Here is a 22,987-nt window from a genome sequence, read left to right as displayed (position 1 = left end):
TTAGCGTGTGTAGACACCAGAAGTACTTGCTGGACTTGTATAACCATCCAATGTTTGTGTCACTTTCACTGAATCTCCAACTTTAATTGGTGCAGCTAACTGATAAGAGAAGTTTCCATCTTGATCAGCAGTTACTGTAATTGGTGCATTTAAATTAAAGTGAATTGTAATTTCTGCATTTGGATCTGATGAACCTGAAATGTCTAAATCACCTGCTCTTAAAGGTTTCAATGTGACCCTTCTAGGTAGAACAGTTAAGGTTTTAACTGTTGTTTGATCGGTGCCTTCTTGTGCACTGTATTTAATAACCGTTCCTAAAGAAAGTAACTCGTCTAGTTCAATAACAAAATCACCATTTGCATCAGAGGTTCCTGTGATATAAGCATTACCAATTTGAACCGTATAGTCACTAAATGGTCTTGATGTGAATCCTGTTACTTCTTCACTTTGGCTATTCACTTCATCAAGATCAATGTCTAAGATAATACTGTTTTCTACTTTCACATTGGTTGGATCACTGACATTTCCTGCCGGGTCTGTTGCAGTCACTTGAATTTGGCTACCAACTGGGAATAATCTATTTAATTCAATATCAAATTCACCCGTTGCATCTGCTACTTTTTGGTAGACATAGCGTCTATTTGTACTTGCATCAGTCACTGTGACATCCACAGTAGCACCTGCTTCAGTTCTACCTGTTAAGTGCGCATCCGCTTCTGTTACTTTATCTACTGCTGGTGCATCTGGGGCAGTCACATCTTGAACGACAAATGGTGTTGCAAGACTTTCTTTACCAGATAAGCCGGTTGCTGTTACAGAACCTGTGCTACCCGCTGCATAGTTTTTACCCATATTGATGGTGTAATTTCCTGCTGCATTTGCTTGAGTTGTATGTGTATCTCCATCAATGGTTACGTTAATGGTGGCATTTTCTTCTGCTGTTCCTGAAATCATTGGTGAGTTATCATAAACATCATTTACTGTTGGTGATTCTGTACGTTTTTCAGCTTGAATCGTGACAGTCGTTGTTGGACTCACCTTACCTGCTTGGTTTGTAGAAGTAACATGAACAACTGTGCGCGCTTGATATGTTTTGCCTAGCTGAACGGTAAAGTTCCCATTTGCATCAGATGTTCCTGTAAATGTATCACCTGAAATTTCGACTGTTACCTCACAATTGCCTTGTTTTGTATTTCCTGAAACTGTTGTATGCAAATCAGTTACTGGATTTACTTGTGGTGCTTCTGGTGTTGAATTATCGACAACTGGCACTTCTGTTGCAGTACTTTCATTTCCAGCAGCATCTGTTGCTGTAATATAAACTTTGTCGCCTTCTTTTGCTTTTTTAGCTAATTTGAAATCAAATGAACCATCAAATAAGGCGGTTGCTCGGCCAATTTCTTGTCCGTTTGCATTTCTTACAATCACTGTACTATCTGCTTCAGCTGTTCCCTGTACCAATTGATCCGTTACTTCAATAGCTTTCACAATTGGTTGATCTGGGCTGATTGTATCATCAACTTTTACAGTCATAGGATCGCTTTCATAGCCTTTATCATTGTATTGAATGGCTGTTAATGTTTCGTTATACACTAAATCTCTGTTGGTTGTAATATTAAAATCTCTGAAACGATCTACGGTTCCTCTACCAATTTCTCGATTTGAGGAATCAAAGATTCGAACAGTATTTCCGATATCTTCACCGACTCCTGTAATGATTCTAGTTTTAGCTTCTGGTGTGTTGACAAATGGTTTCTCAACTGATGATGTTTCAGTAATTCCACCGTCTTGATCCGCACCATCAAACCCTACCATTAGGAATACATTTGAATATTTTAATGCGTTATATTCCATTGTGATCACATAGTCCATATCCGCATCAGGTGTGATTTCTTCCGTATATTTTTGGTCACTACCAGCAACCTCAACCTTTGTGCCATTGAAATCAATCCATGCCTTTGCATTTCCAACTGTGTGTAAACCATATAATAAATTCAGTTTATAGGTTTTACCTTTTTTCATCGGAATCACTTTATGCGCTTTAAAGGTTGTTTTCCCTAAATTAGAAAAACCAATACTTGTATAAGTAATATCTGTGCCAGGTCTTGTTCTGTTCATAGTAAAAACATCTTGAATTGGGGTTTTAATTGTACTCTTAAATTCTGTTACTCGCCAATTCTTGGTTACATCAAACTCATCCGCTACACGCTGATTCATCGCTGATAAATGTGGGACAAATAATGAGGCATTAGGGTTGGCTAAAAAATTCGTTGGATTATTGACATAAGTACTTGCTTCGGCGTTTGTGCCACCTAAAAAAGATGAACTGATTGCGCCTAACAAAATAGCGCTTGCTAATGTTTTTTTATAATTAAAACTCATTTGGGTGCTCTCCTTGTTGTTTATATTTTAATGATAAAAAGGCGATGCCACTAATGATTACGCCAATTAAAACGAATCCTGTTCCTTGTTCTTCTTCACCTGTTTGAGGCAATTGCTGTGTTTGTTCTTTGATTGGAATAGTGCTCGTCGTTTTTTCTGTTGGTATCATCTGGTCATTGTCTTCATTTGTGATGGTTGGTTCCTCCGTCACGATATCTGTATAGACATTGACGATTGTCTGATCACTTACATTTCCTGCTGTATCTGTTGCGGTCACAAAAACATTTTCATTTAATGTTGCTCGTTTAGTTAAAATAAAAGAAATTGTCCCATCTGCTGCGGCAAAGTTTTCTCCTAATATTTCACCATTTTTATCTTTTACAGTCACTTTACTATTTGCTTCAGCAGTTCCACTAAGCAATTGTGTCTCTACATGAATCGCTTGAACAACTGGTGCATCAGGTTTCATCGTATCATTCACGGTTACTTGAACAGCTTCACTTTCAGTACCATTCGCAGCTACCTGAAACACGCTAAGCACTTCATTGTAAGCTAATGTTCTTGTTGTCTGAACTGTAAAGGCATTTGTAGCGCCAACAACTGCTTCCCCCAGTACTTGGCCAGAGCTATCCTGCACTTTAATTGTATGCCCAGCAGTTCCCTCTCCTAAAACAGCCATTGTTCCTGCTTCTGGTGTTGTAACAGTAGGTTTTTCAACTGCTGATTCTCTAAAGCCACCATCGGCTTGATAACCTACCATCAAGAAGACTTCCTTATAGGCTGGTGTTTGAAATGACATTGTGATGACATAATCTTGGTCAACTGTTGGTGTAATCACTTCTGAATATTCAGCATCTAAGGTTGGTGTTGTGGCTGAAGTCTGTGACTCCTTCCTAACCCCATTAAAATCAATAAAGCCTGATGCATCTGCATCTGTGTGAAAACCATATACTAAGTCAATGAGATATGTTTTCCCAGCTTTTAATGGCACGACTTTCTGCATGGTTAAGTTAGCTCGACCAATATTAGAAAAACCAACACTGGCATATCGTAGTTCAGTGCCAGGACGTAATTTCTGCTCAACAAAAATGTCCTCAATTGGATTTTTTAATGAACTATCATAATCAAGAACTTCCCAGTCTGCAGTGACATCAAATACTTCCGCAGCAGCCGCATCTTTTACCCCAAAGATGATGCTGATAAAGTAAATTAAAACCACTGTACCTACAACTTTAAAAAGCTTATGCTTCTTTTCTATCCTCATTTTTCTCCTCCTCTCTTAATTTTATTCATAAATGGACAGTCTTTCTTACTTCAATCATCGTTGCCCACAAAATCATATTATCACTATATAACACTGGGATTTTATCGAATAACGGAAACATTATCCCCAATCAAAAATAACAGCTAAGAATGGTTTGTCTTTACAAAAAAAGAATGAGGGCGAGATAAAACTTAAAAGTTTTATCTCGCCCTCATTCATTACTTCTTTATTTTCTTTGTTTTCGAGGCTGCCACATCAATTGAAGCAACCTCACATAAATGATGATAAAGAGTAAAAGATAGCAGCATTCACTAATAAATAAAATACTTCTTAATAGCCATTCCTGATGCAGCGTCTCAATCAATTGATAGTGTACCTGTAATAGGAACCCACCTAAACTAAAAAGCATTAGCATGGCACCCATTCCTCTTTTTTTGACCGTTTGATTAATTCCTACAAATTGTAAACCAAAAGTAATGAACAATAAAAGGTAGACATAGTCCGGAGTAATCACTTCAAATTGAGCCAACACAATGCCAACGAATAGAAGCAAAGCTGTACAAAACACCTTGCTTAAAAGTGGTGGAGTTAGCTGATACTGATAGCGCACAAGATTATAGTTTGCTACTGCTTTCAGACTATATTTTTTTTCATTTATTTGCTTTTTAACAACAACTACAGCTAGTAGTATGCTAGCGATAAATACGATAAAAATCAGGATGATCAAACCAACTTGCTGCATAAAAAATGATGTCATTGAACCTTCCTCATTTCACGTCGTTCTGCCACTCTTTTATAAATACGCTCTACAATCTTCTGATCTTTTGAAGCAGCTTGTGCCATAATACTGGCTTCATCTTCTACCACATGTAAGTAACCGAGTGCTACATAAAAGGGTTCAGAAGCTGCATCATCTAGCAGTTTAATCTCGCTATAGTTAAAAAAACTAAGCATATTAATATGCTGATCTAAAAGAGTTCGTTGACCTGTTCGAGTTTCAATTACAAACCCTTTAACTTCACCTTCAAAAACTAAGCCCATAGGAGAAACAATCTTTAATTTCATATGTCATTCCTCCTTTAATTTAATTCTTTAACTGAACCAATAAATAAGAAGTCACTTTCAGATCGTTCATCAAAGTCTCCATTTAAAATCATTTCAATGTCATTTAATAAATCCTCAATATTGACAAAGACCCCTTCAATATCTGTAAATTTTTGCGAAACATAAAAGGGTTGTGAGAAAAAGTTTCTGAGTTTTCTAGCACGATTAACTAGATTTTTATCGCTATCACTTAGCTCTGCCATTCCCAATACATTAATAATCTCTTGTAATTCTGTATAACGGTGTAAAATATATTTCACTTCTGTCGCTAGTCGATAATGACGTTCGCCAACAAAGTTGGGATCCATTGCTCTTGATGAAGATTCTAATGGATTAACTGCTGGGAAAATACCTAAAGCAGCAATTGAGCGTTCTAATACAATGGTTGAGTCTAAGTGACTAAAGGTTGCAACTGCTGATGGATCATCAATATCATCTGCTGGTAAGAAAACACATTGAATGGAAGTAATCGAACCATTTTTAGTTGAAGCAATCCGTTCTTGAAACTCTCCAACTTCTTTTGACAAGGTAGATTGATAACCACCTGTAATCGGAATCTTCCCTTGTAAGCCTGATACCTCTGAGCCTGCTTGAATAAAACGAAAGACATTGTCTACAAAGAGTAAGACATCCTTTTTCTCTTCATCTCTTAGGTACTCGGCAATCGTTAAGCCTGTCATTGCCACGCGCATCCGGACACCAGGAGACTCATTCATTTGTCCTAAAACAATCGTTGTTTGTGGTAAAACGCCACTGTCCTTCATTTCATTATAAAGACCGATGCCTTCACGCACACGTTCGCCAACACCTGTAAAGACAGAGTAGCCACCTTTTAAGCTGATATTGTTAATCAATTCTTGCATTAATACGGATTTACCAACACCTGCTCCACCAAAAAGACCTGTTTTCCCACCTTTTAAAATAGGACACATTAAATCAATGATTTTAATACCGGTGTGTAGAATTTCTTTCTTCGTTTCAATTTGACTTAATCTTGGCGGTCTTCTAAAAATAGGCCATTTGACGTTTGTATCTGGCTCTTCTTTTCCATCAATCGCTTTACCATAGACATTCAGCATTCTTCCAAGTACTTTTTCACCTACTGGGATTTCGATTGGACGATGTAAATTTTCGACTTTAACCCCTCTATGTAGACCGCTGACTTCACCAATAGCAATCGCATTGACAGTATGAATGCCCGCGTGCTGAACAACCTCAGCTAAGTATTCACCTTGATGTGTTTGATATGAAAGTGCCGTACCTATTTCTGGTAACTTGGCTTCATTAAACTCGATTTTTAAAACGAAACCACTAATACTGATAATCGTTCCTATATCATTATTTACCATATTGATTATTCTTCCTTCCTAATGGTTAAGGCACCACTGATGATATCTAGTAATTCACTTGTTTGTTTTTGAAGATCAACTTTCTTTTTATTCCAAATCGCTTCTTCTAATTGATCTTGAATATTATCTTTGGCTTCTTTCATTGCAATCCGACGCATACAATATTCACTTGCTACAGAATATAAAAACATACTATACAAAAGACCACATAAATAGTTTTCCAGTAAAAGTGGCTCTATTTCTTCATCTGGTTCATCATAATCCAACACATAATCTGTTGCTGCTTCGTGTTCATCATAGGCTAAATCAGGTAATTCTGGATAAATTTGTTGCGCCATCGCAACGGATTGAACGGCATTCAAATATTTTGTAAAAATAACATATAAGGAATCCACATTTTGTGTTTCAATTTCCTTAATAAAGGCTGAGGTAATTTCCGTTGTTCGTTCTAAATCAATACTTTCTAACGAGACATTGAGCTGTGTCGTGATTTTTTGCCCTAACTTTTCTAAATAATTTTTGCCTTGTTTACCGATTACAACAAATTCGATTTCAGCATCTTTTGGTAATTCAGCTAATAAAGCATCTATTTGCATGAAAACATCTGTATTGTATGCACCACATAAACCACGATCAGAAGTAATCACCAAAACACGGATTTTTTTCTCTTTATGATTAGTCATTGATGCAGCTATTCCTAGAGTTTCCCTTACTTGTCTTAAACTTTTTAAGATTGTCTCATAGTAAGCAACGGCATTTTCTGCCCGTGTTCTCAGTGCGGAAAGCTTTCCTAAAGTCGATAGTTCAGTGACATGTACGATTTTACGAGTTGAGTTTAAAGCTTTAATTTTCTTGGATAGTGCATCGCTTCCTGAACTCAAATAAACAACCTCCTCGTTTCTTCGATAATCTCTTTAAATAGGCTTTCAATTTCTGGTGTCAGCTCTTGATAGTCATTGATTTCCTCAGTTAAGGTTGTAAAGGCTTCTGAAGCTTTTGCTTTCTCCATTAACAAGCTTTTAAATGAGCTCATTTTAGCCACTTCAATATCATTTAGGAAGCTATTTTGGAAGGCATATAATAAAATTGCCAGCTCGCTGACACGATAAGGAGACATTGCTGGCTGTTTAATGACCTCTGTTAACACACTACCTAATTGAACCGTTGTCATACTGCCTTCGTCTAATGAGTTCCCAAAAGCTAATAGCTCTTTTAATTCTTCATATTGAGAAAGAATCAGTGTCAATTTTTTGCTAAGCTTTCTAATAATCGGATGCTGTGCATCTCCACCGATTCGAGAAACGGATACCCCAACATCAACAGCTGGCTTTTGACCACTATTAAATAAATCTGATTTTAGGAACAGCTGACCATCTGTAATCGAAATCACATTGGTTGGAATATAAGCTGTCACATCATCTGATAAGGTTTCAATCATTGGTAAAGCAGTGATTGAACCGCCGCCATGTGCTTCATTCATTTGTACCGCTCTTTCAAGTAAGCTTGAATGAATATAGAAACTATCGCCTGGATAGGCTTCACGTCCTGGTGGGCGATTAAATAGTAAGGTAATCGAACGATAAGCATCTGCATGCTTGGTTAAATTATCAAAAATAAGTAAGACATCTTTTCCTGCATCACGTAAATGCTCTGCAATCGCCATGCCTGCATATGGTGCTAAGTATTGTGTTGTTAAGCTATCACTAGCGGTTGCAGCAACAACGGTTGTATATTTAAAAGCATCATGCGCTTTTAAGGTTTCAATCACTTCAGCGACATACATCATTTTTAAGCCGATTCCAACATAAATACAATGCACATTTTGATCATGCTGATTAATAATGGTATCAATTGCAATTTGTGTTTTACCAGTTTGTCGATTTCCTAAAATCAATTGACGCTGTCCTCTACCAATCGGTGTAATCGCATCAATTACTGCTAAGCCCGTATTCATTGGTCGTGTCACACTATCAATATGCATAATAGGTGGCGCAATATTAAAGAGCGGACACTTCGTTGTGCTCCCTTCCTCTTGTGCATCATCATAAAGAGAACGACCTGTGACATCAATGACACGACCTGCCATCTCATCATAGACTTTCACATCAATCAGTGAGCCTGTTAAATCAACAGACATCCCTTCCAAGACCTCAACGTTTTCATCAATTAAGCCAATTCCTACAAATTCTTCTGTTAACTCTAAAATAACCCCTCTCACTTTTCCATCAATTAAGACAGATTCATGAAATGAACCCTTTTCAAGTCCTGAACAAAACACAACGCCATCTGATACTTTTTCAACACGGCCATGTTCTTTTAAATAATCTAAATCAATCGATTCATGATATTTATCCATATCAAAATTTAGTGTTTTCAAATTGCCACTTCCTTCTTCATTACATATCGCTGCATCATTTCTTTATAGCTCATATCAATACTCATATTCGCATAATGAATGATGACACCACCAACCATTTGCGGATGAATAAGATACTCTGTTCGGTAATCTTTGTGCTGAGGTAACCATTGCGCCTCAAATAATTGTTGTGCCTCTTTACTCGTAACTTCAATTTTGATGGTACCTGTGTAAAAATGAACATCATAGACACGCATAAAGTTATGATAAAGCGCGGTTACTTGGCGATAAGAAAAATGTGTCAGCATATAAAAGACAAATTCCATAAATTCTTTATTTGCGATATCGACTAATCCTTTTTCCTGTAATTGTTTTAATTTTTGTTCAGGAGATAAATAACTACTTTGGTAAACTTGTTTCATTTCTAATGTTCTAATGCTGTCATTAAAAGCTTTAAAAGATTCAGCGAATAATTTCATTTGTTCATCATCATATAAATCATAGAGCTTTAAAATAACTTTATAGGGTAAAGCACATCTGATTTTCTCATACTGTAAAAAGGCATCAAATTCCTGTATGCTATTTTGATACAGCTGCTGTTCCTCTTCTATTGTTGCGCAAAAAACTTGCTCATACACTTCTTCTACAAAATTTTTCAAAAAATGATTTGCAGTATAGGGAGCTACTGTCTTTTCAGCAACAACAACAGCTTTCACATTTGATGTTTCTGTATTTTTTAATGCCATTAACTCTTTTTCATATTCACGATTCTTTTCAATTAAACAATCCATTTCCTTAAAGAATAAGCTTTCTCTTTGTTGATAATCCTTTTCTAATGCCTCAAGGTGTTGTTGTTTATGCCATTCAGCGCGCTTTAAAAAGTGCAACCGTTGGATTAAGCTTTCTTTTTCTAATATGTCATTTTGACTAAAATCTGAAAAAAGAGCAGTGAAAAACTGCTCTAAAAGACTAAGGAAAAAGAGCAAAATGACAAAAAGTCCAATTGAAAAAATTGTATATAGTACAATTTGTTGTATCATCCATTCCATATTTACAGCCCCTATCTATACAAATGGGTTCATCCAAAGTAAGATAACAGCAATTGCTAATGCAAAAAGCATTAAAGCAACAATCATTAACAAACCTAAAAACAACCCACTCATGACTTCTTTTTTTGCATTTGGATTTTTACCGATTACTTCTGTTGCTCTACTTACTGCAATTCCTTGTCCAATAGTGGCACCTAATGTGGCCATACCAATCACAAGTGCGACACCTAAGACACTAGCTGCAACGACTAAATCTACACCCATCTTTTTCCAACCCTTTCCTTCTTACCATTTTAAGCCATCCTCTTTTTGAAAATGACACTTACTTTATTTTTGCTAACAATAGGATACGGCGAAATGCTCATTAAGCTAAATCGCCGCTGTCTATTTATTCAATTGTTGACTGAAACATCCTTTTTTCTGGATAAACATGGAACAGTAAGCTGCCTTCATGATTGTAAACTGCGATTCTAAACTCAAAAGCATCATAAGTTAAGCTCGTTAAACGAAATGCTGCAGTGATATTTTCTGAATTCGTTATGGAAAAATTATTTTCCTCAAAGGAACGCCAGCCTTTTTCTTCTAGCATTGCCAAAGAATCTATCCCATAATCAGCAAGTTTATTTTCCTGTTCTTTTAAACGACGTTCAGCAACAATTTTATACTCATCATTGCCCGCTACTGGTACCATTGAAAAAAGTAATTCATAGTCATTTTTTGCTGTCAGCCCAGTTTCCACAAGCTCTTCTGATGTTTTGGTATCTTCCACTGAATGTTGTTCTTCAAATGGCAACTTTTTAAAGGTTAACTCTGCCTGTTTGTCATAATTCAATGTTCCCGGTACATCATAAGTAAATGTCTTGGCTTCACTTTTTTCTTTATGTGTTGTATTCATTACCAGCTTCACCTTAACATCTGTCACTTTTTTCTTCGTTTCAGGCATAATAAATAAGGTTTCTTCATTTTGTGACACAAGCTGATGTGGAATCATTTCATTGGTCGCTGTATCTTGTAACTGTACATCCACTTCTTGTAAAGCATAACTATACGAATCCCAATGATAGGAAACGGCTAATAGTTGCTGCTCAGTCAAGCTGGCCGTCACAGCATTTAAGGTTGTATCCATTAAGGTCTCATATCTTGGAGATTGATTTAATACCAATTTTCGACCTGATACCAAATCTAACTCCACTTGGAAGGTATATAATGTTTCAGGCTTTAAACCTTTGATTGATAAATTTTCTCCTGATTGATTTAAGAGATTAGGATTGGCTTTAATGGTATAAGAATCTGTTCCATCCACCTCTGTTACCATTACATTTACTCCTTTAATCCCATCAACTTTAGCATCTAAGCTGACCATTATATCCATTGAGGTACTGGTAACTGTTCGTAGCTTATAAAGTGCTGCTACACTTTGCGTTGTAAAATCAGGGCTTTGAATCGCTACTTCCTGAATCCCTTCCTCATCTCCTAAATCATATTGATAACGGAAGGTCACATAATAATCCTTTTTAGGCTCTAAACCATCTAAGAGAACTTCATTTGTTAAGTTTGAAACATCTAGGGTTTGCACAACTTTATCAGAATCTTTTTCAATTAATTCGATTTGTGTGACACCAACTAAGGTGTTGTCTGGATCCACAAAAGAAAATTTAACTTTTGTACTTGTAACTTCTGGGATGATATACCCCATTCTTAAAATTGGAATTTGACGTGTCAGTTTTTTGTTTAGCGCTTCTAGTTTCTTTAAAGCTGCTTCATAGTCCACTACTTTGTCTAAAGTAGTGGATTCCTCTGGTGAAGGTTTGTTTTTTGAACCTGTTTGCTGGTCTTGATTTCCTTGACCTGCTTGTCCATTCTCTTCCCATTTCGGTGAGTCTGTCTGATATTTTCTGCGCTCTTCAGGAGCTGCTGCTTCACGCTCTTTTTCTGACTGAGCTGGCGCTGATTCTTTTTCTTTTGGTTCTTCTTCTTTTACTGAGGATTCTTCTTTTTCATCCTCAGTTTTGGCAACCACAATTTTTTCATTATCTGTTCCACCAAAGCTGGCTAGATCAATGGTGCGCTCTGCCACTTTATATTCTTCACTACTCACATCTAAGGTTGTATTTTCATTTACCTTTAATACCATATGTCCTAAATAGCGACTTTTTTTCTCATTTTCATACACAACAACGCTTCCTGTTTTATCAATCAAAAGGAGTGGACGAGAAACCTCTTTAATCTTCTCATCACCAACATATAAGGTTGCATTGCCATTAAAATAATACTCACGATTCGCTAATTTAACCACACTACCCTCTTTAATAGTAGAATCATCTGCATGATATTCATTTGTTGAAAGTGCATATTCTTTTCGTGGAATAGTTTGTTCGCTTAATCCTTCTTTATCAATAATTGGTACCTCTTGTGTAAACATGACGGATTGATCTTCAAAAAATAAGATACTACTTGAGGATAAAATTGAGCCCCCATCACTAGATTTTTCTCCGATAATTTGGTCATGATTCCAGCTTCGATAAAGAATATTCTCTTTACCGAACTGGAAAGTATCTTGTTGACTATCTAAAGCAATACCTGATTTATCTAAGTCAACTAGGTCATATCTTGTTTTTCTTGAACTTCCCCAGAAGACAACCCCTAGCAGAATAACTAAGGTTGCACCTAAGGTAATACCTATTTTTAAGGTTGGTTTCATTGACTCATCTCCATCTCAATTATGCCAACTGGCTTGCCTGATTTCTTTTCATGAATTTCTAGTACATCATCTTCGTGTTGTTTCGTGATTTCAAAGCCTGCTCTTAATTGCCCTTTTGTTATGCTATACTCTTCTGAGAATTCTTTACCAAACCAAGTTTGAACATTTTGCCATAAGGTTAATTTTTTAGGTGATACTTTGACAAGTAGCTCTTCATCATTTGCTTCTGAAGAAAATGATGATAGCTGCACACGTTTCTCTTGAATATGTGCTTTCACAAGGTTCATTTCATTATTCCCTGTGTATTGCCCCACAACTTGATCCAATTCATCTGAAATCGTTAGTGTATAGCTTGGAACAGGATTCATTGAAAGAGTCATTTCTTGATTTAATTCTTTTCCTGTGACCTCTTTTTGATCCATTATCTGGTCTTGATCATCTGTTAATGCCATATGATAAGTGGCGTTTTGGTCCAAGTTAGCACCATCTATTACCACATTTAATGTATCGATGGTTGGTTCAACTGTTGAAAATAAGACAGTTGCACTCCTGCTAGATTTGGTTATTAAGTATTGTTCATTCGAAACCAATTCATCTACTCTACCTTTTTCACTTTTCGTATCATAGGTAATAAACATTTTGCCAATAACATATTTATTTTTATAGCCCGCTACATTAAATTTAATATTTGTTAAATTAGCTGGATAACTGCTTGGTACTGAAATCGTTTGAGGTGTACCAATTGCCTCATATTTTTCATCTTTTGTTCCTCGATTAATCACTTCATAAAGCACGACTTGAATCCCTTTAATCTTTGCATTATTTTCAGTTAAATCTCTCAAGGACATTACCACTTCTTGATTTGCTGAATCCAGAATTAGTCTGGCATAATCTAAGTATTGATCATCTGTTGTAAAATTATCTTCAATACTTCCAGTTCTTACACCGACACCATTTAAATCATCAAATTGATACTCAACAACAAATTTATAACCTGTCCCTGGCTTCAGTACTTCTTGTAAATCTTTATAGGTCCATGAAGCTGTTCTACCGCCAACAAAATTTCCTTGATAGGCTACTTTATTTGTAGCAGTTTCAATGATTTTATACGTAAATTGTTTATTATCTCCACCAACAAGATAGCCATCAAGATCATTATAACTAAATTCATATTCAACCCATTTTTTATCTTTTTCTTTAAATTTTAATTTTATATTGGGATTTCTTGGAGAGACCATTTTGACTGTTGCAACATTTCCTAAGAAAACTTTCTGTGTACCTTTGATATTCGCATTCATATAAGCTGCAATAATATATTCTTTCCCTGCTGGTAAAGCAACATAGAGTTGCTTGCCATCTGGGCCATACATATTAAATTTTGGTGTTTTATCACTTGGGTTTAAAGGAGATGGATTCAAATATTGATAGCTTGTTACTTTTGGTTTTGCTGCAAGAATCGCTTCTGCTTCTACTAAGTTTGGATTTTTAAAATCAATTTTACTTGTATCTTCATCTTTTTCATAAAATACATAAGTCATATCAGAAAGTACTTGACTAACATCCAAAAAGTCAACTGTTCCATTTACCAAGCGAGCCTTAACATCCCATTTGTAGACAGCACTATGGATAACTGGCAACGATTTTTCTGTTTGAAAGGTTGCTTCATCATAAACAGCTGCTACCACACCCGTTCCATCAAGAACATCATGTTGTCCTTCAATTTTTAGAATATAATCCACATCTGGTGCTAGATCAACAAGATTTAATTTTTTCTCAGAAATATTGGAAATAGGCATTGAAACAATCGGTGTTCTTGGCTCTGAATCTGATGCTTTGTAAACATTTGCAAATAATTGTTTTTGATTTACTACTTTAATCAGCGTTTCATCGTCATCTTTTCCTACCAAATCAATTGCGACTCTCGCATCAAAAACTTCTATCTTGTCAATTTTGATAACTGGTGCTTTTAATTCTGGAATGTCAACAGATGACTGAAGGAAGCCCAACTGCTCCGTACTTGCGATAGAATAGATATCAATTTGTGTCGCTAGACTTTCTGATGTTGTCACAGTAGCTGTGGTAAAGTCGGCATATCCTGTTCCTATTTTCACAAGATAACTTCCATTCAATTGACGTTTTAAATCGACAATTGTTGGCTGATTGCCATTATCAACCAATAGGCCACTTCTCATTGCAAAATATTTCCCTGTCAGTGCATTTTTCAATTTTATTCCAGTAATATCGCCATTACTGCTGACGCTACCATTGGTTAGTTCAAAAACAACCGCTTGATTTTGCTGGGCTGAAATGCCTATTTTTCCTGTTGCCCCACTAATAACATAACCAGTCTCAGTGTTTAAATAATATTGTCCATTAAAATGTTCATAGTCTATTTTATTTTCTAAATGTTTCATTGTCACATTTAAAGCTAAATTGTACTGATGGTTAAACCAAATCTTTCCGTCAACTGGAATGGGTATACCTGTATTACCAAAGAGTGTTGCCCCATTTGTATGCCATTCTGAAATAGCTGTTTGAGTTGCTGTATCCAGTAAAGTATGTTGAATAGCTACCAGCTCAGCTTGATTCGCTCCTCCAGTGGTTGCTACTGAAATTTGTCGTCTCACTAGATCTAAGTCAATTGCACCTGTCATACCAGGATTTTGTTGAAGGAGTCCTTTTACTTTTTTCTGCATGAATGTCTCAGATATAGGGACTTCATTTTCAATTAAGCGATAATCTCCTTTTGCTTCAATCAGCAAATCAGTAGCATTTGTCGTTGGAATAGAAATATCATTTGTTCCATTTACTAGATTGACTTCAAAATCAGTCGTCGTTAACTTTAGCGTTCCTGCAACAGCTGTATTTTCAGGGTCAGAAACCATTACTTTGAGGCGTAACTGTGTTTCATCTCTGCTGATAAATTGATATTGAATTTCTGGTCCTTGCTTTTTAATATCTTGATAGTCTGATTCAAGCTGGATGGTATGCTCATTATAATTATCATCCCAGGTTACTAATGCTTTTATTTGATAAGTATATCCTCTACCTAAATCAGGACTAAGCAGATTAAATTTTACCCATTTTGGAAAAGCACTTGTTTCTGTGACTTCTTGTACCATAATAGAATAATCCTCAGCATTTTTCTTGAAAATATCATAGCGAATGCTCTTAATTGCGTCATCTATATCTGTCATTGGTGTATTGGTTACACGATCTCCTGCTAACCCTTCTAAATCAGCAACGCTATTTGTGCTAACATAATTTAAAAGGACAGCATCCGCTTCTGGTGCTCTTCTCTTCGTTTTAAAATTTAACTCACCAGTTATAGGCACCTCATTTCCACCGCTATCCACAGCGTCAACAATCTGAATTGTATAGGCTTGATTAATAGCAAGCTGTTGGATTTGATAGTCTTTTCCAGTTGCTTCAATCAAACTTATTAAATCATCCTCTAGAGAAATTGTTTGAATCATATGTCCTTTCTCATTTAAAATCTGCATGGTTGCTGATTTAATTTTTGCAGCATTTTCTTTTGTGGTGAAATTTAAATTAAAGGTAACACTCTCTAAATCTGTCTCTTCTATATTTTGTACAAAATTCGCTTCTACTGTTTTGACTTTGTCTGTTTTAAAGGCCTGATAATTTCGATCCGTAATTCTGACATTTTTTTGGACCCCTGTTCCATTATCTAAATCATAGGAAGCATATAGTTGTACAACATACCACGTTTCTTCCTCTAGCTCTGTAAAGCTTAACTTTTCAGGAAGCTCTGCTTGTCGATACAAATGAATAATATCTATTGGTTGCTGATCCTCATGGACCGTTCCAGCTGCATCAGATTGATAAATTCTCATTTCAGGATGTGTAAATTCATCATAACGTAACACACCTGATTCATCATAAATTTCGTAGTTTAAATGCAAGGCATCTTGATCTGCTTGATTTAATTCAAAGCTTACTTCTGGCTTAGTTTTCATCCCAATGGTGACTGCATTTGATGGTGGCGATTGGATCATAAAATCACCTTCGCCTTGATTTCCTGTAAGATAAGCCACAAAAAGATAGGCTCCTTCTTGCATATCTGCAGTTCGTGATACTTTGACAACTGTATTTTTTTGATTTGAGCCAACAACAGTTGAAGCCCAAACCTGTGCGGCTTCTCCATTTAGCTCATAATCCGATTGTAAATAAGCTTTATAGGTAACAGATGTAATCGTGTCATCTTGATCTAGTAAATCAATCGGAGTCACACTAAATTCTCCAATTCCATCCTTATAAGCCAGCTCTAGCCCCTGAATAGTTGGAATTTTTTTAGCTGTTGTAGCCAATAGATACCATTTGCTATCAGTGACATTTTTACCATCTACGATTAAATCATTCATTTCAATTAAGTATTCGGTATTAGATGCTAGTCCATCAATTCTTACCTGAACAGGATTTCCTTGCATTAAGGCCGCAACATCAACCGCTTTTGTTCCCTTTTCAGTTTCCTCAGAATGATTTTTTTGATAAGTGAGTTCAAATTTTTCAATTGTACCAAATAATTCAACTGGCACAATTTCAAGAACCAAATAGTCTGCACCTGTTTCAATCACCTTTTTATCAAATTGGACAGGAGTTGCTTTAAAGGTTTGACGGTAAAAGGTGGTTTCCTGTTCTTGATCTTTTGCTGAAAGATAGCTTCCCTGAATCACTACTTGATAAGTGTTGCCATATTCTAATTGATCAAATTTAAACGTATCTTGCTCTGCAGTAGCATTTAAAACTTTTGTTTCAATTGTTGTATTTGTTGTACGATTAATTAAGACAACCTCTAGTTTTTTTAGACGTGTAGAAGCATCAATGATTTTCACATCACCTGTAGCGACTTTTCCTTTTACCGCTAAAGTGACATCAACAATTGGAATACGAAATTGATTCTGATGATCCACTTCATTAATTTTGGCAATGATATCATTTACTTGATCCATATCCTCTTGATTAGCTGGATTTCTTGAATCTGCTTCGTCAGTTTCATCTTTTGGAGCATTTGAAGATATGCCATTTCCTGATCCAGTTCCACCATTTTGTGTGCCAGCATTTGACTCATTATTTGATGAAGCCTCATTTTCCTCAGCTTGTTTTGCTGAATGAGATGAATCTTTTTCTTGTTGCTTATCCTGCTCAGAATGATTGGTTGACTCCGCTTCTTTTTTGGCAGCTTCTTCTTTTAAAGCTCGCCCTTCCGCTTGGTCATCCATATCAATCTTAATGGAGCGCACATCGATATTTTGTTTGCTTTCATCGGTACTCACAAATAATTCTTCTTGTAAATAAAACTGATATGGATTGTTATCCATTGTTATGTATAAATCGTCGCCTGCTAGTTCCTCTGACTCTTGTTCAGACATTAAACGAATTTTTTTATTGCTATCAATTGATACAATGGTTTGAGGAGCCAATTGTTTAGTCAACCCATCATTATTTTTTAATTGTGCATCATCAAATATAATGTATCGACCCTCAGCTAATTTCACAACCGTTCCTTTAGGTAATTGTGCGATGACTTCATCTCTTTCATCCGTCACCTTCTGCGTTTCATTCTCCTCTTTTAAATTCACATATTTGGGCAGCTCAATCAGTTCTGACTCACTTTTAACGACAACACTCTTCCCTAAAAAACGAAGTACTTCATTTTCTAAGAATAATACGCGCGCTAAATCAATGGGTTTCTTTTTAGACTGGTCCATAATAACCTTTTGTTTACTTAACCAAGCGCTATTGTAGGTTGCCTCTTTAGTAAATTCAACAACTTTTCCATCAGCATCATATGTATAACCTGCACTTTTAATCTTATAGGCATCATTGGTATGAAAGATAAACGATAGACCAATGGTTATGACAGCCAGGGTAATAATTCCTGCAACTGCTACGACTATTTTTTTCATAAATTGACTTCACTCTTCCTTTTAATTTACTAAATGATTCTATGGTGTATTTAGCATCATGTTCATAGACTACATGGTACATACAATTTTAAAGAATTAAAAAAAGAGTCTCCCTCAAAGATCCCCCACATCAATTTTAGTAAAAAACTGATACGTGAAACGTACTTAAAAATAGATAGGTATGGAGCTTTAGCATTTTTAAAGAGCCTACTCTTCTCCTTTTCTTTAATAGTATAACCAAACGATATACAACAACAGAATTTTATATTCATTAGCAATCTCAGTCAACAACTTTCTCCGTGTTGTTATATTTAAATAATTAAACTATTTTTTATATCAAATATGTTTGCCATCCCACAAGGATCATTCGATTCCCATACAAAAGCAACCAACTTTCCTCTTTGTTTAGCAGATGTCCATCATTCCTCACTTCTAACCATTATCATTCTTAAAAAACCCTTATACATACGACACTTTTTACTGCAATATAACTTTATACGAATACTATCGTTTCTATGAGTAGATTTTTGGGAAAAGAAGACCTATTTTCAGCTAAGTAGACCAAAAAAAAGCATTTCTATTCTTGTTACTGAATAGAGCTGCTTTTTATATCATCATTAAGAATCATTGAAAAACTAAACAATTTCCGACAAAAATAACCGATTAAAAGCAGATAGCTTTTGAATATCTTCCCTTCTCATATACTGATAGATTGGTACTTTAGGTAGATCACTACTTTTAAGCTTTGCGATTGCTAAACCAGATTCAATCATTTTAACTGGTAATATAGCATGTGCTATATCTTGTTCTACCAGTGAGATAACCGCATCTAGGGGATCTACTTCTATTAGTCTGATATCATGATGCTTTTCTATATATTCCAGACTTATCTTCCGATAAGGACATTGTGGATCTCGACTTACCACAATAGGCCTATCGAATAAAGCATCAGTATTTTTATTTGATGCCATCCAACTTATTTTTTCCCAAAAAAGGATTTCACATTCACAGTCTGAATCAGCTATTTTTCGATTTAAGAGTAGCATATCTAACTGTTTTTGTTTAAATAATAATAACAGTTCAGGAATCGGTCTTGTAAAAATCGCATCATTTGAATATGCATAAAAATCATACAAATAGTTTTTAGTAATCGATTGTGTAGCACCAATTTGAAGGGTTTTAACAGTCTTCTGAAAATCAGTCTCAATCTCTGCCATCACCTGCATGATTTTATGACAATGCTTGAGAAAAAGCCTGCCTGCTGGAAGTAAATCCATCCCTCGATTTGTCCGAATAAAAAGTTTTGAACCAAGCTCAGCTTCAATTTTTTCCAACCTCTTACTTAAATGTGATTGCACATAGTTCATTTTTTCTGCAGCCTTAGAAACAGAACCGCAATTAGCTATTTCAATAAAGATATGGATATCGTTAAAATTCAATTACAACAGCTCCTCCATCATAAGTATTCCATTTAGGAATACCAGGTAGTATTAACAATCATTATACAGAACTTCCTATCACTTGTATAATCATGAGCATAATAGGAATGGAGGAATAATAATGATTGGCATGCAATATAACATTACTTTACCAAACGATTATGATATGAAGATTATTAGAAAAAGAATACAGCATAATGGTGCAAAAACAGACGGCTTTCCAGATTTATTATTTAAAGCTTATCTGCTGATGGATTATCCACAAAGAAAAGAGTATGCACCACTATATCTTTGGAAAAGCAATGAAGGAATGAACCAATTTATTTTTAATGGTTTTTATGACAATATTTTACATTCTTTTGGTTGGCAGCAGATTAACATTGCTATCCCTTACAAAGTTGAGTTATCAAATACCTTCACAAAGGCAAAATACGTGCTAGTAATTGAACAAGAAATGCCTCAAGTATTTGATATGAATCAACTTGATTTTCCTTATTCAGATCCGCACTGCTTGGGAAGAGTCCTTGTTTATAACCCTGATAAATGGAGATATGTTGCTTTTTATTTTTATCAAGCTATCCCTGAAACTATGGAGGGTAAAGGAAGTATTTATGAGTTAGTTCATTTATCTATGTAAGATCATCTGAACAATTACATTGCAACATAAGGAGATGACGGATGAATCAGCGTATGCCATTTCATCCGTCAAAATCATTAAAGCAAGAAAATCCCACTTTAATGAAATATAGGCAAGATATTTTGTTTAATAAAGTCTAATTAGATGAAATATTATTATCAACCTTGTAACTTTATCTATTTTAGCTGCTCTTGAATAGCTTAATAATTGTTCACCTTTTACTCCAATTTCTTTGATTCAAAATGAAGTATGAACAGATATAGAAAAATACCTATTTAGTAATCGAACTTTAACGATTTTTCTGTCTGCCATTGCTTTCTTCACTATTCCACTAATTTTACAGGTTGAAGCATACGTTTCCTTTCATCTTTGTGATCATATTCATCATTAGGAAACAAAACAAGGACATCCTCTACCCAGCTAGCTTGAAAATAGTTCTGTAATACTTGAGAGGATAAATAAATTTTTTCTTCAATCACATCTCCAACCAATGTATATGCCATTGTTGTCTCACTTTGACCAGCAGCATATTCAATAGGAACTTCTGCTCCTGTCACTTTATCGATTTGTGACAGGATTACCTCTGTCTCTGTATATTTAAAAACAGGAATGGTTTGATTATCATAGATATTGGGACTTTCATCCACTACTGCCCACCAATATTTCATCAGCATTTCCTGTGTAACTTGATTACCATGATCAATTTTAAGAGGTTCAATCCCATATTTTTGTTGTACTTTTTCTTCTTCTTCAATTTCTTTAGGTGCGACTTCTGGCTCTTGAGCTGGATCAACTTTTTCTAATTTTGCACCGCCAAAAATATTGGCAATTGTATCGGCTAAAGCAGGATTTGTAAAAAATACAATACTAGTAGAAATAAATAATGTGATGGCAATGAATCCAAAAATGAGCCAACCTTTTTTATGTGACTTATTTGCCCCCTCAGCGAGACCTTTTTCAATCGCTAAAAAGACTGACTCTTTAGGGACTCTGATATCTAGCAGTTCTTGATTATCTTTTTTGATTTCGCTATCTTTCATAGTAATCTCCTCCTAATTCAACTCGCAATTTTTGTTTCCCTCTAGATAGATTGGTTTTTACTGTTCCTTCTGGAATATTTAATAGACGACTAATTTCTTGGATGGTTAAATTTTGATAATAAAATAGTTGTAAAACCTCACGATATTTCTCTTCAATTCTTTCAAGTGCAGCTTCAAGATCAATCTGATTTTCTTTTTTTAGATGATCATCTATGGCCAATATTTGGTTTGCATGCTCTTTAAATTCAACTTGCTTCATTTTATTTTTTTCATCTAATAGCTTTCCTGCAACACGAAGCAGAATCCGTGTATACCAAGTATAGAAATAATGTGGTTTTTTTAAAGTAGTGACACTACGCAAAGCACGAACGGTTGCTTCTTGAACCACATCTAGCGCATCCTGTTCGGAATGAACACAACGATATGCTGTATAATAAATGTATTCATATTCTTTTTTTAATAACCATTCTATCGCTTTCACATTTCCTCTCTGTGCTTTTCTTGCCATTTGAAGCGTTTGTTCATTCATTTGTACCATTGCTTCACCTCCCCTTTACCCTATTAGTGCCTTTATCTTATGGAAAAGTTTCAATTATTTATATTTTTCTCAAATAATAGCTTAACATCTTAATTTGTTTGATGAAATAGGTGATGATGAAGCTCATCATTTTAATAGAAGAAGGATCAATCAGTGATAAGCTCTCTTCATCAACACTGTTGAAAGCGCTTATTATTTATGTTATACTTTAGCCAATAAAATAAAACATGGATTGTAACTCTGTTTGGAGGCATTACCATAAGAATGAGGTGATTATTCTTTGGTTTAGTATGCCCAAATAGAGTTTTTTTATTTATTAAAAAAGGAAGGAGGATATGATTACACGTTAATCATGATGTTTATAATGAAAATAATCAAAAAAATAAACAATAACGTTGCTGTTTGTCTAGATGCAAATGGACATGAATTGGTTGCTTTTGGAAACGGCATTGGTTTCCCTAAAATGCCCTATGAGTTAACGGATTTAAGTAAGATTTCAATGACCTTTTATCAATTAAATGCACATTATCATCAGCTACTGATGGAAATCCCTCAAGATATTTTAGAAATTAGTGCAGAAATTGTGAAAACGGCTCAGTTTGAGCTGAATAAAACTTTAAATCCTAATATGGTATTTAGTTTAGCCGATCATTTACATTTTGCCATTACTAGGATGAAAAAATTCAAAGATCTCAAATTAATTTTTTCCTATGATATTCAGCAGCTCTATCCTCGTGAAACGAATTTGGGCAGATATACGGTGCAGCTGATTCAAAAGCGTTTGCTGATTACATTACCTGAATCTGAAATCACAACAATCGCCATGCACTTTGTCAATGCACAGGAAGAAATAGCGATAAATGAGGATGAGCCGAATGTGGAAGAGCTCATTGTACGAAGCTCGGAAATCATTGAACAGACATTTCAACTTACATTAAATAAAGAAGCATTTCATTACAATCGTTTTGTGATGCACTTACGTTATTACATCAAAAGAATGCAACAGGAAGAGCAATTTATAGATAGCAATGATACCCTATTTCGGACAATGAAAGAAACACTTCCTTCCATTTATGACTGTGCGACGGCAATTGCTACCCTCATTTATCAAACTTTAGGAATAGAGAGCACAGAAGATGAGCTACTCTATCTCATGATTCATATCAATCGTATTGTCAAAAATACTCAATGAGGAGAA

The 22,987-nt window shown here is 35.3% G+C and carries 16 protein-coding genes; 2 read left to right on the top strand and 14 right to left on the bottom strand.

The window, feature by feature from the left end; genetic code table 11:
* The 12 genes from BMW29_RS00615 to BMW29_RS00560 all read right to left on the bottom strand — a co-directional run bounded on the left by BMW29_RS00615 (position 1) and on the right by BMW29_RS00560 (position 19,574).
* Entirely contained in the window at positions 1-2,382 is a 2,382-nt protein-coding gene (locus BMW29_RS00615) for an Ig-like domain-containing protein (RefSeq protein ID WP_092649283.1), read from the bottom strand.
* Positions 2,372-3,646 (bottom strand): Ig-like domain-containing protein, encoded by a 1,275-nt coding sequence (locus BMW29_RS00610; protein WP_092649282.1) that lies wholly within the window; start codon positions 3,644-3,646, stop codon positions 2,372-2,374. Before BMW29_RS00610 ends, BMW29_RS00615 begins: the two co-directional genes overlap by 11 nt.
* A 226-nt stretch (positions 3,647-3,872) precedes the next feature.
* Positions 3,873-4,403: a hypothetical protein gene (locus BMW29_RS00605; protein ID WP_092649281.1), complete on the bottom strand. Its 531-nt coding sequence runs from the start codon at positions 4,401-4,403 to the stop codon at positions 3,873-3,875.
* The gene (locus tag BMW29_RS00600) at positions 4,400-4,711 is read right to left on the bottom strand and encodes a hypothetical protein (RefSeq protein ID WP_092649280.1); all 312 of its coding nucleotides are present in this window, start codon (positions 4,709-4,711) and stop codon (positions 4,400-4,402) included. Before BMW29_RS00600 ends, BMW29_RS00605 begins: the two co-directional genes overlap by 4 nt.
* A 14-nt stretch (positions 4,712-4,725) precedes the next feature.
* Positions 4,726-6,099: a F0F1 ATP synthase subunit beta gene (gene atpD, locus BMW29_RS00595; RefSeq protein ID WP_092649279.1), complete on the bottom strand. Its 1,374-nt coding sequence runs from the start codon at positions 6,097-6,099 to the stop codon at positions 4,726-4,728.
* A 5-nt stretch (positions 6,100-6,104) separates the two neighbouring features.
* Positions 6,105-6,980 carry a F0F1 ATP synthase subunit gamma gene (locus BMW29_RS00590; protein ID WP_092649278.1) on the bottom strand — a complete coding sequence of 292 codons (876 nt, stop codon included), beginning with the start codon at positions 6,978-6,980 and terminating at the stop codon, positions 6,105-6,107.
* Positions 6,977-8,476, bottom strand: a complete 1,500-nt coding sequence (locus BMW29_RS00585; protein WP_092649277.1) for a F0F1 ATP synthase subunit alpha — start codon at positions 8,474-8,476, stop codon at positions 6,977-6,979. Before BMW29_RS00585 ends, BMW29_RS00590 begins: the two co-directional genes overlap by 4 nt.
* Positions 8,473-9,504 (bottom strand): F0F1 ATP synthase subunit delta, encoded by a 1,032-nt coding sequence (locus BMW29_RS00580; RefSeq protein ID WP_092649276.1) that lies wholly within the window; start codon positions 9,502-9,504, stop codon positions 8,473-8,475. The genes BMW29_RS00585 and BMW29_RS00580 overlap by 4 nt, the downstream gene beginning before the upstream one ends.
* Positions 9,505-9,519: 15 nt before the next feature.
* Positions 9,520-9,768 (bottom strand): ATP synthase subunit c family protein, encoded by a 249-nt coding sequence (locus BMW29_RS00575; RefSeq protein ID WP_092649275.1) that lies wholly within the window; start codon positions 9,766-9,768, stop codon positions 9,520-9,522.
* A gap of 124 nt (positions 9,769-9,892) precedes the next feature.
* Positions 9,893-12,205 carry a hypothetical protein gene (locus tag BMW29_RS00570; RefSeq protein WP_092649274.1) on the bottom strand — a complete coding sequence of 771 codons (2,313 nt, stop codon included), beginning with the start codon at positions 12,203-12,205 and terminating at the stop codon, positions 9,893-9,895.
* The gene (locus BMW29_RS00565; RefSeq protein WP_092649273.1) at positions 12,202-18,135 is read right to left on the bottom strand and encodes a hypothetical protein; all 5,934 of its coding nucleotides are present in this window, start codon (positions 18,133-18,135) and stop codon (positions 12,202-12,204) included. The genes BMW29_RS00570 and BMW29_RS00565 overlap by 4 nt, the downstream gene beginning before the upstream one ends.
* A gap of 635 nt (positions 18,136-18,770) precedes the next feature.
* On the bottom strand, positions 18,771-19,574 hold the full coding sequence (locus BMW29_RS00560; protein WP_092649272.1) for a LysR family transcriptional regulator: 804 nt from the start codon (positions 19,572-19,574) through the stop codon (positions 18,771-18,773).
* A 121-nt stretch (positions 19,575-19,695) separates the two neighbouring features.
* Here BMW29_RS00560 and BMW29_RS00555 point away from each other — a divergent pair, with 121 nt between their 5' ends.
* Positions 19,696-20,211, top strand: coding sequence for a DUF4865 family protein (locus tag BMW29_RS00555; protein WP_092649271.1), 516 nt, complete (start codon positions 19,696-19,698; stop codon positions 20,209-20,211).
* 323 nt (positions 20,212-20,534) lie between these two features.
* Here BMW29_RS00555 and BMW29_RS00550 read toward each other — a convergent pair whose 3' ends face one another.
* Both BMW29_RS00550 and BMW29_RS00545 read right to left on the bottom strand, forming a co-directional pair.
* Positions 20,535-21,251, bottom strand: coding sequence for a hypothetical protein (locus BMW29_RS00550; RefSeq protein WP_092649270.1), 717 nt, complete (start codon positions 21,249-21,251; stop codon positions 20,535-20,537).
* Positions 21,241-21,789 carry a sigma-70 family RNA polymerase sigma factor gene (locus BMW29_RS00545; RefSeq protein WP_092649269.1) on the bottom strand — a complete coding sequence of 183 codons (549 nt, stop codon included), beginning with the start codon at positions 21,787-21,789 and terminating at the stop codon, positions 21,241-21,243. The genes BMW29_RS00550 and BMW29_RS00545 overlap by 11 nt, the downstream gene beginning before the upstream one ends.
* Positions 21,790-22,153: 364 nt before the next feature.
* On the opposite strand from BMW29_RS00545, the gene BMW29_RS00540 reads away from it, so the two are divergent.
* Positions 22,154-22,981: a PRD domain-containing protein gene (locus tag BMW29_RS00540; RefSeq protein WP_092649268.1), complete on the top strand. Its 828-nt coding sequence runs from the start codon at positions 22,154-22,156 to the stop codon at positions 22,979-22,981.
* Positions 22,982-22,987 lie beyond the last annotated feature (6 nt).

It is taken from the genome of Isobaculum melis (assembly GCF_900111355.1).
Taxonomy (GTDB): domain Bacteria; phylum Bacillota; class Bacilli; order Lactobacillales; family Carnobacteriaceae; genus Isobaculum; species Isobaculum melis.
The sequence above is the reverse complement of the archived record's forward strand: the minus strand, read 5'-3'. Positions and strand labels throughout refer to the sequence as shown.